Origin of the sequence: Cupriavidus metallidurans CH34, assembly GCF_000196015.1 — a bacterium.
Lineage (GTDB): Bacteria > Pseudomonadota > Gammaproteobacteria > Burkholderiales > Burkholderiaceae > Cupriavidus > Cupriavidus metallidurans.
Window position 1 is genome coordinate 3346729 of the sequence record NC_007973.1, and the last position, 12264, is coordinate 3358992.

11 protein-coding genes are annotated in these 12264 nt (G+C 63.9%); 2 read left to right on the top strand and 9 right to left on the bottom strand.

What is annotated here, in order from left to right:
• Positions 1 to 240: 240 nt before the first annotated feature.
• The 5 genes from ampD to RMET_RS15485 are packed head-to-tail and all read right to left on the bottom strand — an operon-like array spanning position 241 to position 5783.
• Complete coding sequence (ampD, locus tag RMET_RS15465) at positions 241 to 843, bottom strand: 1,6-anhydro-N-acetylmuramyl-L-alanine amidase AmpD (RefSeq protein ID WP_011517589.1); 603 nt, start codon at positions 841 to 843, stop codon at positions 241 to 243.
• Positions 836 to 2518: a sigma-54-dependent transcriptional regulator gene (locus RMET_RS15470; protein WP_011517590.1), complete on the bottom strand. Its 1683-nt coding sequence runs from the start codon at positions 2516 to 2518 to the stop codon at positions 836 to 838. Before RMET_RS15470 ends, ampD begins: the two co-directional genes overlap by 8 nt.
• Positions 2519 to 2523: 5 nt before the next feature.
• On the bottom strand, positions 2524 to 4560 hold the full coding sequence (locus tag RMET_RS15475) for a histidine kinase dimerization/phospho-acceptor domain-containing protein (protein ID WP_011517591.1): 2037 nt from the start codon (positions 4558 to 4560) through the stop codon (positions 2524 to 2526).
• Positions 4557 to 4829 carry a PP0621 family protein gene (locus RMET_RS15480; protein ID WP_011517592.1) on the bottom strand — a complete coding sequence of 91 codons (273 nt, stop codon included), beginning with the start codon at positions 4827 to 4829 and terminating at the stop codon, positions 4557 to 4559. Before RMET_RS15480 ends, RMET_RS15475 begins: the two co-directional genes overlap by 4 nt.
• 15 nt (positions 4830 to 4844) lie before the next feature.
• Entirely contained in the window at positions 4845 to 5783 is a 939-nt protein-coding gene (locus RMET_RS15485) for a cytochrome C assembly family protein (protein ID WP_011517593.1), read from the bottom strand.
• Between the two features lie 117 nt (positions 5784 to 5900).
• Between RMET_RS15485 and ffh the strand changes: the two genes are divergently transcribed.
• Both ffh and RMET_RS15495 read left to right on the top strand, forming a co-directional pair.
• Complete coding sequence (ffh, locus tag RMET_RS15490) at positions 5901 to 7292, top strand: signal recognition particle protein (RefSeq protein ID WP_011517594.1); 1392 nt, start codon at positions 5901 to 5903, stop codon at positions 7290 to 7292.
• A 74-nt stretch (positions 7293 to 7366) separates the two neighbouring features.
• A complete protein-coding gene (locus tag RMET_RS15495) occupies positions 7367 to 7909 on the top strand; it encodes a hypoxanthine-guanine phosphoribosyltransferase (RefSeq protein WP_011517595.1) in 543 nt (180 codons plus the stop codon).
• Between the two features lie 225 nt (positions 7910 to 8134).
• Here the strand turns inward: RMET_RS15495 and RMET_RS15500 are convergent, their stop codons facing one another.
• The 4 genes from RMET_RS15500 to RMET_RS15515 form a co-directional block, all read right to left on the bottom strand.
• The gene (locus tag RMET_RS15500; RefSeq protein WP_011517596.1) at positions 8135 to 8773 is read right to left on the bottom strand and encodes a LysE family translocator; all 639 of its coding nucleotides are present in this window, start codon (positions 8771 to 8773) and stop codon (positions 8135 to 8137) included.
• Positions 8774 to 8926: 153 nt separating this feature from the next.
• Positions 8927 to 10330: a trypsin-like serine protease gene (locus tag RMET_RS15505; protein WP_231138463.1), complete on the bottom strand. Its 1404-nt coding sequence runs from the start codon at positions 10328 to 10330 to the stop codon at positions 8927 to 8929.
• A 291-nt stretch (positions 10331 to 10621) separates the two neighbouring features.
• On the bottom strand, positions 10622 to 11503 hold the full coding sequence (locus tag RMET_RS15510; RefSeq protein WP_011517598.1) for a 2OG-Fe(II) oxygenase: 882 nt from the start codon (positions 11501 to 11503) through the stop codon (positions 10622 to 10624).
• A 4-nt stretch (positions 11504 to 11507) separates the two neighbouring features.
• Positions 11508 to 12263: a lytic transglycosylase domain-containing protein gene (locus RMET_RS15515; RefSeq protein WP_011517599.1), complete on the bottom strand. Its 756-nt coding sequence runs from the start codon at positions 12261 to 12263 to the stop codon at positions 11508 to 11510.
• Between the last annotated feature and the right edge of the window lies 1 nt (position 12264).

Sequence of the window (12264 nt, forward strand, 5' to 3'; positions counted from 1 at the left end):
GTGAAACGAGACTGAATGACCAGTCTTGACAATCAGCTTTCACATTGCCGGGCCGGCGGTGCGGCAGCGCCACAATCCCGCAAAGCCCGCTGCCTCAAGGGTTCGCGGCGAGCCGTTCGGTGGCGCACAAGATTTTGAAAATATTTCTATGGGAACAGGTCGGCGATAGGTGTCCCAGAATGTGGCAGCCGTCGTGACGATTCGGGGCCCGGCGCACCCTATTTGACACCCCTGGAAAACCTACCTTGCCTGCCGGTACGGCATCATCGCCAGCGGCAGCGCGGCCTGTTTCGCAAAGCGGCTCCAGTCGAAGTAGGGGCCTGGGTCGGTCTTGCGTCCCGGAGCAATGTCGCTGTGGCCAGCGACGCCCTGGATCGGATAGGCGGCCCGCAGGGCACTCACCAGCGCGGCGACCGTCTCGTACTGAGCTGGCGTGAACGGCTGGTCGTCGGTGCCCTCGATCTCGATGCCGATCGAGAAGTCGTTGCAGCGTTGGCGTCCGCAATAGTCGGACTGGCCGGCGTGCCACGCACGTTGTGTGCAGGCGACAAACTGAACCGGCTCGCCATCGCGACGGATCAGGAAGTGGGCCGATACCCGGACATCGCGAATCGTCTCGAAAAACGGATGGCGCGTGGCATCGAGCCGATTCTGGAAGAACGCCTCGATATCGTCGGAGCCGAACTGCCCCGGCGGCAGGCTGATGTTGTGCAGTACCACCACATCGACCGCCATGCCTTCGGGGCGGGCGTCGAAGTTCGGGGACGGCACGTGGCGGGCTGCGGGGACCCAGCCGTCGGCGTTGGGCCGCCAGTCGCGGACCCGGCCTGCGGCGTCAGACATCGCGCCCCTCCCCTTCGGCCAGCGATTCGCTATCGTCCCGGCCGCTGCGCCCATCCTCCTCGCAGATACCGAGCTGTTCGATCCGATACCGCAACTGGCGGAAGTTCAAACCCAGCAGCGGCGCCGCGGCGGTCCGGTTGAAGCCGGTCTGCCGCAAGGCGCGCAGGATCAGCTCGCGCTCCATCGCCTCCAGGTGCGCGGGAAGATTAATTGGGAACGTGGTGGCAGCCGGCGCGCCAGCATCGGGGGCAGGCACGGCGACCGGCCCTGCCACGGGAATCGGGGCCGGCACGGGCGCCGGTTCTGGCATCACCGCCACGGGTGTCGCCGGAGCGGGCACGCCCCAGGCTCCGGCGTTACCCCACCGGTGATACATGGCTGCCGGCGGCACGGCAGTCAACGGCGGCGCCGCCATGGCCGTCTGCATCAGCGCGGCACGCTCGATGCCGGTGTCGAGCGGCCCCAGGTCGGCCACCTCGATCTCCTCGCTCTCAGCGAACGCGTAGGCACGCTCGAGCAGGTTCTCGAGCTCGCGCACGTTCCCCGGAAATTCGTACGCGCAGAGCCATTCCAGCGCCGCGCGCGACAGCCGCTTGGGATGCGCATCGCCGTAGCGCACGGCCAGATGCTCGAGAATCGCGCGGGCAAGCACCGGGATGTCCTCGGCGCGCTCGCGCATCGTGGGCATCCGGAGTTCAAGCACGTTGAGGCGGTAGTACAAGTCCTGCCGGAATGCTCCGGCGGCGACCATCGCCGCCAGATCCTTGTGGCTGGCGCACATGACGCGCACATCCACGCTGTCTTCCTTGCTAGCGCCGATCTTGCGCACGCGGCGTTCCTGCAACGCGCGCAGCAGCTTCACCTGCATCGCCAGCGGCAAGTCCGCGACCTCATCGAGCAGCAGCGTGCCGCCATTGGCGGCCTGGAAGAACCCGCCGCGCTCGGCGTCGGCCCCAGTAAAGGCGCCTTTGACGTGACCGAAGAACTCGGCCTCCATCAGCGTCTCAGGGATCGCGCCGCAGTTCACGGCCACAAATGGATGCGCCGAGCGCGCGCTGATCGCGTGAATCGCTCGCGCCGCCCGTTCCTTGCCGCTGCCGGATTCGCCGCTGATCACCACCGGTGCCATGCTGCGCGCCAGGCGCGGCAGCGAGCGCCGTACCTCGTGAATTGCCGGCGAGACCCCCGGTAGCAGCCCGGCCGCGCGATCGCCCAGACTGGCCCCATCGGTCGCGTCGGACGCGTCCCCCGCATCGGCCTGATCGGATGTGTCGTTACCGTTCGCACCGCGCTGGTGACGGCCCAGTGCGTTGAGAATCAGCGTGCGGAGTTGCTCGAGAGATACCGGCTTGGCGATGTAGTCGAACGCGCCGGCCTTGAGCGCATCCACCGCGTTGTCCGCGCTGCCATACGCCGTGATCACGGCCACCGGGGTGCGCTCGGGCGACGCCGACAACTGGCGCACGATCTCGATGCCGAGGCCATCGCCGAGCCGCATGTCGGTCAGCACCAGGCTGTAGCGCCGCTCGGCCAGACGCAGGCGGGCCTCGGCCAGCGAACCGGCCATCACCACGTCATGCCCCATGCGTCGCAGCGAGATATCCAGCAGCTCGCGCAGGTCGGCCTCGTCGTCGATGACGAGAATCGGATCGGGTGCGGACAATCTGGGAGGCATGGATATCAGAGCTTGGCCGATGGTTGAAATGGCTGGGCATTCGCGACGTCGGGCACTTCGTTGCGCAGCGTCAACACGAATGCCTTGCCGGGAAGTGTATCGCGAGCCCCGACGAGCATGCCGGTGCGGTCGAGCAGATCCTCTAGCACGATCGCGCCGTAGCGCACCTGGGCGTCGTTCGCGCCGCACAGCTCGCGCGCCATGAACAGCCCCAGCCCGGTACCTTGCGGATTACTGGTGAAGAACGGCTCGAACAGGCTGCGCTGCTGCTCGCGCGTGACTTCCGCGCCATCGTTCCAGACAATCAGTTCGGCATGGTGCTGGTCGAGCGTATGCGCCAGCAGGCGGATCGCGCCCGGCAGCCGGCTGCAATAGCGCCATGCGTTGTCGAGCAGGTTGCCGAGCACCTGCTGCAATTGCGACATGTCGAAGATCACCGGCCCCTTCAGATCGACGGTGATGCGGATCGCATTGGCGTTCACCTCGGCGCGGGCGCCGGCTCGCGAACGCATTTCCAGCCGCCACCGGTCCACGACTTCGGGCAGCGCCTTGGCCAAATCGACAGCGCTATGCCCGGTGCGCGGGCGGCGCGACAGTTGCAGCACATCGGAAATCACCTGATCGAGCCGTCGCACGTTATCGCTGATGATGCGCAGCAGGCGGGCATCGATGTTGCCCTCGCCACCGCCTGAGTCGGCCAGCAGTTCGTTGGCCTGGCTGATCGCCGCGAGCGGATTGCGGATCTGGTGCGCGACGCTGGCGACCAGTCGACCCATCGCGGCAAGTTTTTCCTGCTGGACCTGCTCGGCAATACGCTCCCAGCTTTCGATGTGCACCAGCACCGTGTCACGCATCTCGCTACGCAGCAGCGCCTCGTCCGCCGGGCTCCAGGCCATGGCCTCGTTCTGGGCGATGGCCAGCCGCAGGCGCGCGGCGCCCTCGGGCGACATATCGTTCCAGCTGGTTGTGTCGAGGCCCGATGGCGAGGTCAGTGCACCCGCCAGCGTCGAACGCAGCCCCGCCAGGCCGGGCAGCACGAAGCGAAGGCGCAGCCGTGTGTGCATCGAGTTGCGCGCCGAGGAGGACGGGCGCGATGGCAGCGGCAGCAATTGCAAGATGCGCGGGACGTCGTCCTTCATGCGGATCCAGTCGCGCAGCATCTCCAGCAGCGGTTGCAGACGCGGCATTCGACGCAGGTCGAACAACACGTTCTCGCGCTCGCCAACACGAACCTGCCCTTCGCGAATCCGCTCGTTTTGCTGCACGCCAAGCAGCACGAGCGCGGCGGGATTTGCCGCCACAACGACGCCATTGGCACGGACCAGCATCACGCCGTCCTGCATGTCATTGACCATCAGCCGGTTCACGAGTTGCTGCAGGCGCAGTTCCTGTTCGCGCGCCAGCGCCAGTTGCTCCTGGGCGATCTGGCGATTGGCAAGCATGTACATCACGAGCGCCGCGATCATGAACACAAGCCCGAACAGGCCGGAACCGAGCAGGTTCACATCGACCTGGCGCGTGATCAATGTTTGCAGGAGCGGCGGGCCCATCACGAGCAGCGCCGACACCGAAGCGGCAAACAGCGCAAACGTCAGGCTGGTCAGCGCGCCCGCCTCGATCACGGGCAGCAGGAAAATCATCGCCAGCCCTTCGCCCTGGCTGCCGAAGTGACCGAGCGCCGCGTAGATGGAGGCCAGCAAGACCAGATCGACCAGCACCTGCACGCGCACGCGCACGTGAAAGTGGTTGCGCCACAACGTACCGAACAGCGTGACGAGGGCGATGGCCAGATAAGGCAGCACGACCGGCATGGCCGAGGCCAAGCGCGCGTTCGTCGCCACGTTGAAGACGTCGGCGCCGGCGGCGGCGCGTTCGAGCGGCAGCCAGGCATAGCCGACCAGCAACACAGCGACGGCAAGCCGCGTCCAGCAGAAGTACCGCTGCAGCCGCCAGTGGAATTCAGGTGGCTCCGACTGACGCCAGAGCTTGACCAGCACGCGCCAGCCGTTCAGATGGGACCAGGCCGACGCCGGCGCCGTCATGAACGCGTGCCGTGATCGCCCTCGCCGGGCATGTCTGGCAAATGGCTACGGCGGCAGTAATGCAGGCCGTGCCATGCGATGGCATCGCCGCGCGGCAGATGCACGCCGCAGTGCGCGCACTGGACCATCGGTTCGATGTTTTCGTCGCCAGCGCCCGTGCGGCGCGGCGGCGGCTCCTGTTTCTCGGCGGTCTGCCGCGTGCCGGCGCGATCGCGCAGCCACCACAAGATGCCCAGCACGATGGCCAGCAGTAGGAAGATTCTTGCCATGTCGGGGCGAAGGGATCAGGTGATACGGTGCAGCACCACTTCCATGACGAAGCGGCTGCCCACATAGGCGAGAAGCAGGATCCCGAACGACGCGATCACCCAGCGTAGCGCGGTGCGGCCGCGCCAGCCCCGGAAATGGCGTCCAACCAGGATGCCGCCAAACATCAGCCAGGAGATGACCGCGAAGACGGTCTTGTGATCGATCCGGAACGCGCGCGCGAACAGTTGCTCGGAGAACAGGAAACCGGACGCGATCGTTAGCGTCAGCAGCACGAAGCCCGCGGCGATCAGCCTGAACAGCAGCTTTTCCAGCGTCAGGAGCGGCGGCAGCAGGTCCAGCCAGCGTCCGAGCCACTGGCTCGATGCCGACTCCGTCCCGGCCGGGCGATTGAAGCCGTGCAAGCGTCGCTCAGCCATCAGCATCAGGAACGCATGGAACGCCGCCAGCGTGAACAGGCCATACGCCACGTTGGCGATCACGAAATGGAGCTTGAACAGCGGACGCGCCGCGTACCCCAGGATCAGCGTGCCCGGGAACGCCAGCGGCATCAGGCTGGCCAGCATTGCCACCGGGAAAACGACCAGGCCCAGGCCGGCCAGCGAGAAGAAGAAGCTCTCGATCCAGTAGATGCCCACACCAAGCCAGAGCATCGACGACAGCGCGAAGGCGAACCCGAACACCATGCGATCCGCCGGAAAAATCGTTTCATGGAGCAGCACACCGTGACTGACCAGGGCCACCATCACCAGCCCGTGCCACCAGGCCGGCTGGCCCTCGGCGCGCCCGCCGGCAGCGGGCGGCATCAGCACTGCGGTGGCCGCCGCGCCGGGACGCCCCGGATGGCCAGGTGTGGCCCCGCCGGCAGCCGCCAGTCGCGGGTTGCGGGTCGCCCAGCCATGAAAGGCCAGGCCGCAGTAGAGAAGTGCCGTCAAGGCATACAGTACAATGGCCATTTGCGCAGTTTACCTTAGTGCCAATGCCGGTGGATTCGCTGGTGGATTCCCGCCACAATGCTGCCACGGCACCACCTGCGCCCCGCACTCAAGCCGACTTTCCTCCCTCTTCCTGCCATGCTGGATAACCTCACTCAACGCCTGGCGCGGGTCGTCAAGACCATGCGCGGCGAGGCCCGACTGACCGAGGCCAATACCGCCGAGATGCTGCGCGAAGTGCGCCTTGCCATGCTCGAAGCCGACGTGGCACTGCCGGTCGTGCGCGAATTCATTGCCCGCGTCAAGGAAAAGGCCCTTGGCGAGGACGTCGTCACCAGCCTGACACCGGGCCAGGCCCTGGTGGGCGTGGTGCAGCGCGAGCTGACGGCGGTCATCGGCGGCGATGAAGCCGTTGCCGACCAGAAGTCCAACGAACTGAACCTGAACGTCCAGCCGCCGGCGGTCATCCTGATGGCCGGCCTGCAAGGCGCCGGCAAGACCACCACTTCGGGCAAGCTGGCCAAGTGGCTGAAGGAAAACAAGAAAAAGAAGGTCCTGACGGTCTCTTGTGACGTGTACCGCCCCGCCGCTATCGCCCAGCTCAAGACTGTGTCCGAGCAGGTTGGCGTCGACTTTTTCCCGTCCCAGCCCGACCAGAAGCCGGTGGAGATCGCGCGTGCCGCGCTCGACTGGGCGCGCAAGCACTATCACGATGTGCTGATCGTCGATACGGCTGGCCGACTGGGTATCGACGAGGCGATGATGCAAGAGATCGCCGCGCTGCACGCCGAACTGAAGCCCGCCGAAACCCTGTTCGTGGTCGATGCGATGCTCGGCCAGGATGCGGTCAACACGGCCAAGGCGTTCAATGACGCGCTGCCGCTGACGGGCGTGGTTCTGACCAAGCTTGACGGTGACGCGCGCGGTGGCGCGGCGTTGTCCGTGCGTCACATCACCGGGCGTCCGATCAAGTTCGTCGGCGTGGGCGAAAAGCTCGATGGCCTGGAGCCGTTCTATGCCGACCGCATGGCTCAGCGGATTCTGGGCATGGGCGACATCCTCGCACTGGTAGAGGAAGCCCAGCGCGGCGTGGACATGGAAGCCGCCGAGAAGCTGGCCAAGAAGATCAAGAAGACCGGGGGCTTCGACCTCGAGGACTTCAAGGCGCAGATCGGCCAGATGAAGAAGATGGGCGGCCTGGGCAGCCTGGTCGACAAGCTGCCGGCCCAGTTCGCCGCGCAGGCGCAAGGCGCGAACATGGACCAGGCAGAAAAGCAGGTGCGCCGCATGGAGGGCATCATCAACAGCATGACGCCGGCCGAGCGCGCCAAACCCGATCTGATCAAGGCTAGCCGCAAGCGCCGCATCGCCGCTGGCGCCGGCGTGCCGGTGCAGGAAGTGAACCGCCTGCTCAATCAGTTCGACCAGATGCAGGGCATGATGAAGAAGCTCAAGGGCGGCGGCATGATGAAGATGATGCGCCAGATGGGCGCGATGAAGGGTGGCATGAAGGGCCTGTTCAACCGCTGACCTGCGGCAAGACACCATCCACCTGCCCCCCGCAAGACAGGCAAGACAAGCAAGACAAGAACAGGACAACGATCATGATGACCGCTGAACAGGCCCGCGAACTCTGGCTCGACTCCGAGGAAATCGTCAGCGCCGAGGAAGTCCAGAACTCGCTGGACCGCATGGCCCACGACATCACGGAAAAGATGGGCGACGCGTTTCCGCTGGTGCTGTCCGTGATGGGCGGCGCCGTCGTCTTCACCGGCATGTTGCTGCCCAAGCTGCAGTTCCCGCTGGAGTTCGACTACATCCACCTCTCGCGCTACAACAACAAGACGGTTGGCGGCGAGATGCAATGGCGCGTGGCGCCGCGCGAATCGGTCAAAGGCCGCGTGGTGCTGGTGCTCGACGACATCCTCGACGAAGGCGAGACGATGGCTGCCATCCGCCAGCGCATCATGGACATGGGCGCCAAGGAATGCCACGCTGCCGTACTGTGCGAAAAGACGCTGACCAAGATCAAGCCGATGCACCCGGACTTCTGTGGCTTCCAGGTACCCGACCGCTACGTCTTTGGTTGCGGCATGGACGTGAAGGGCTACTGGCGTAACCTGGGCGCGATCCGCGCGTTGGTTTGATTCTTAGGGCGTGCCTCGGCGATTGCTAGCCGCCGACAAAGTAAAGTGAAGCGGTTCTGTCTAGGGTGAAGCAGGGGTTTCGGCTCGTGTTCGAGCCGCCTGCGGAACGGCATGAGCCTGCGAGCATATGCGCGCCCTGCAAGGGCGCGGCCGCAGACGCAGACAGTACAAGTGGACTGACCAGGGCCGCGCTACGACGCCAGAATAGAATCGTTTTGTTGGTGACTACCCGTGTGGGTGGGCGCCGAGAATTGGCAGCAGCGAGGCCAGCAGCATCAGGGCCATCGTCACATTGAACACGCGCAACACGCGCGGCCGTGCCAGCAGGCTGCGCAGCGCGGCACCGAACACCGCCCACGTGGCCACGCTGGGCAGGTTGATCACCGCAAACAGGCAAGCCATTGCCATGGCATTGACCCAGATGTTGGCGTCGAGCACATAGGTGCTGCACGCCCCCACTGCCATCACCCACGCCTTCGGATTCACCCACTGGAATGCGGCCGCGCGCAGGAAGCTCATCGGCCGAGCCACCTCACGGTCCTGCACGCCGCCAGCCGTCGCCAGCTTCCACGCCAGCCACACCAGATAGGCCGTGGCCACCACGCGCAGCAGGTCCCACATCCACGGCCAGGCCGTGAAAATCGAACCCAGCCCCAGGCCGACCAGCGCCACCATGACCGAGAAGCCGATGCTGATGCCGAGCAGGTGCGGCACGGTGCGCGCAATGCCAAAGTTGACGCCGGACGCGAGCACCATCGTATTGTTGGGGCCGGGGGTGATGGACGAGACCAGCGCAAATGCGCAGAAGGCCAGCAGCACGCCGGAGCCGGCAGCCACATTGGGAAGAAAGGCTGGAAAAGTCATGGATGTACATCAGGAATTGCCGAGTACACCCAGTCTAGGCAGACTCATCAATACAGTACCGGCACACTTTGCCAAGAAAGGACCGGTACTGACCGACCTCGTCACCATGACAGTTGACGAACCGGCTATACGGGGCAGCCGTCAGCCTAATTATTATTGCTGGACCACCCGCATTGAACGCGGCTTTGAAAAGTCCAGTGTCTGTCCGTCGTAAGCTTGCACCCTCTTCATATTTTCATTCTCAACGACGTCACTGAAAACTGCCAATCGGTTATAGGACAGGTTATCCCAGTCAGACAGCATGACGCCGATGCCAGCGTCCGCCTGGACAACAACATCGTGCGCATAGATCCAGGCGGGCAGCGAATACGCGGAGCGCTCGCCTGCCGGAAGACAGTATTTGTCGACCGAGACCAGACTGACGATGCAGCCCAGAGGGCGGGTGCTGTGCTTGACTTCCATCGATCGTGGCTTTGAGAAATCCAGCGTCTCTCCGTTGTTGGCCTTGACGCCACGCAGTTTGTCGTTTTCCACCGTACCGACAAACTCCGCCAGCCGGTGATAGGAAAGGTTATCCCAGTCAGACAGCACGACCGACACTCCACTATCCGCCTGCACATAGACATCGTGCGCGTAAATCCAGGCGGGCAGACTGTAGTCCGATTTTTGCCCAGCCTCGAGGCAGTACTTTGCACCGTTCCTCAGGCTGATGATGCAGCCCTGCGGACGGCTCTCCGAGAGAAAGCGGGCGTCCGGGTAAATCGAGCGAATCCAGTTGGCATATTTTGAGATGCGGGCGCCTGTCGAGGCTCTCGCGTGACCGCCATTAGTGGTGGCAACGATCACGGGCTTCGTATCCTTGATCTGCCACCATGCCGAACCGCTATCACCAGCCGCGACACGGGCCCAGTTGGCTGAAGGACCAAGCGGTTTATAGCTTGCGCCGATGCCGTAGTCACTCTCGAAGATCGAAGTGATCTTGCTGCGGCCGTACAGTCTCCTGGTGCCGCTTTCCGGCCCATAGCCTTGGTTCAGCCCTACACCCCAGACTCCATAGCCGACAAACATGACAGCCTTGCCTTTCTCGTCCTCCCTGTCGTTTAGAATCGGCCTTTCTACCGGAATCCCCGCCTTGTCTTTCAGCGGATTGACCAGCGGCAGCCTTACGATGGCGACATCCGTCGAAGCCCCGCCCATGTTGGCAGGAACATTGACACGCTCCTTGGGCACATAGACGATCCCCAGTCCGGAGGCCATAACGCTGCCATCCCAGGCGCTGAACGTTAATCGTACTGGCGTTTCCGTTGCCGAATAGGGAACACAATGTGCGGCTGTCAGGATATGGGCCCAACCATTCTTGTTGCCGAGCCAGGTTGCCGTGCATCCATTGAGTTGCCCAACGGACAGCCAGGGCTTTGCAGTACTGTGCTTCTGTAGTTTTTCGTTAGCGGTTCGAATGGATGCGCCGACATTTCTCATATCGCCGCCATTTCGCTTGAAAGTATCTTCATCAATAACCACGGCATTAACCGCCGATGACAGCATCAATGCGACCAATGGTAATATCACCCTCATAAATCGACCTTTCGCAACAATATGATTGACAAACCCATACCATAGGCGATCACGCCATTAGGCGAACCATTTTTTGATTTATCGAAATAAATCCAAAATAGTTACCACATGGTTGTCACCCAAAGCGGGTCTTGCGATTTTATGAGAGTGATTTATTTAAAACATGAAGCCAGATCAATAATCATCGATCAGATATATCTGGCAATTCTACGAATTATAGGAAAATCATGAGCACGCAAAGGCGGGTAATTCAGCTACCGCACGAATGCAAGTTCAGCCCCTGCTGCGGTATGGATGCTCGCGCAGCCATTTAGTAGCGATCCATTTTTCGCCCGCCTCCACCGGCAATCCCGCGTGCAAGGTGCGCTCGTCGAGCGCGCCATCGGGCAGGCCGTAGCTGAACAGGACCGCATTGCCCTTCACCGGCGCCACCTCGAGGCCGATGCGCGGGAATGCCGTGGCACCACCAGAGGCCGGACTGTTCAGGTAGATCACCATCGTGGCAACGCGCTGCCCGCCCACGCGCAACTGGCGCGCTTCGCCGGGACGCTTGGGATTGAAGAAATCGAAATGCGGCTGATACTCGCCGCCGGGCTTGTAGTTGAGGACCTGAAAGCCTTCGCCGTGCTCGACGGGCCAGCCGGTCACGGCCGCGATACGCGCCTCGATGCGTTGCAGCAGCGCATGTTCGCCAACCTGGAACATCGCGCCCATGCTGGTACGCGCATCGATCAGGTTCTCGTCGCCAGTGTCCGGATTGACCACGGGAGAGCGCTGCAGGCGGTCGCGCGCCAGCGCCACGACGGCATCGCATTCGGCGTCATCGAGCAGGTTCTGCAGCAACAGGATGCGCGGCGAGTCCAGCCTGAACAGGATCGGCATCTCGCGATCCTTGTGGCGGAAGGCATTGCCACCGGTGACCGTTGGCGTTGCAGCGGCCTTCGCTACGGGCGCGGGCGCTGCCGCACTGGCAACGGCCGGAGGATGCCCTATTGCAGCGCTGACAGCATGGCGTGCGAACGCGGCGTCGTAGCCGGAGCGCAGCATCGACAGCACCAGCGACTCGGCATCGAAGCCTTGCGCGATATGGCGTGTCAGCCAGTGCTCCAACTCGGGCGAAGACGCACAGTACCCCGCGCGGGAATCGCGCTTCATGACTTCATGACGGATTGGCAAGACGTTGCGGCGAGAACGGATTGCGGGCGGGCGACTCCGGCGGCACCGCGCGTCGCACGGGTGCCGGGGTGACCGCGGCGGGATCCGGATCCCCCGCGATGGTCACGGTCGCCTCGGAATACTGCCAGCGCTTCCATGCCGCCAGCACCGCGTTTGGATACTCGGGGCGCCCGCGGCTGCCGTTGTAGCGACCCAGCGCCAGGAACAGGTCACCGTTCTCGCGATCGAGATAATGACGCAGGATCGTGCAGCCATAGCGCAGGTTGCTCTGCAGATGGAACAGCTTGCGCGTGTCGCCATCACCGATGCTGCGCACCCAGAACGGCATCACCTGCATCAGTCCGCGCGCATCGGCCGAACTGATCGCATATTTGCGGAAGTTGCTTTCCACCTGCACGAGCCCAAGCACTAGCGACGGCTCCAGGCCGGCGCGCTTGGATTCGTAGTAGACGGTTTCGATCAGCTCGACGCGTACCTGCGGCTCGGGAATCCGGGCTTCCAGCCGGCGCGACATCTCGCCGAGCCATTTCAGGTAGCCAAGGCGCTCCGACCCGGACGCGAAGGCCGGACGCACCGGCCTGTTGTCGGCGATCGCGGCCGCCAATGCCCCGCGCACGGAGTCGGCAAGCGCCTCCTCCTTCTGCGCGCCGGCATGGGCGTTCGCAATCAGCGTCGCGCACAGCAAACCGCCAGCCCAGGCGGACCAGCGGTTGCGCGTCGGCAGGTCGGGGATGCGCATG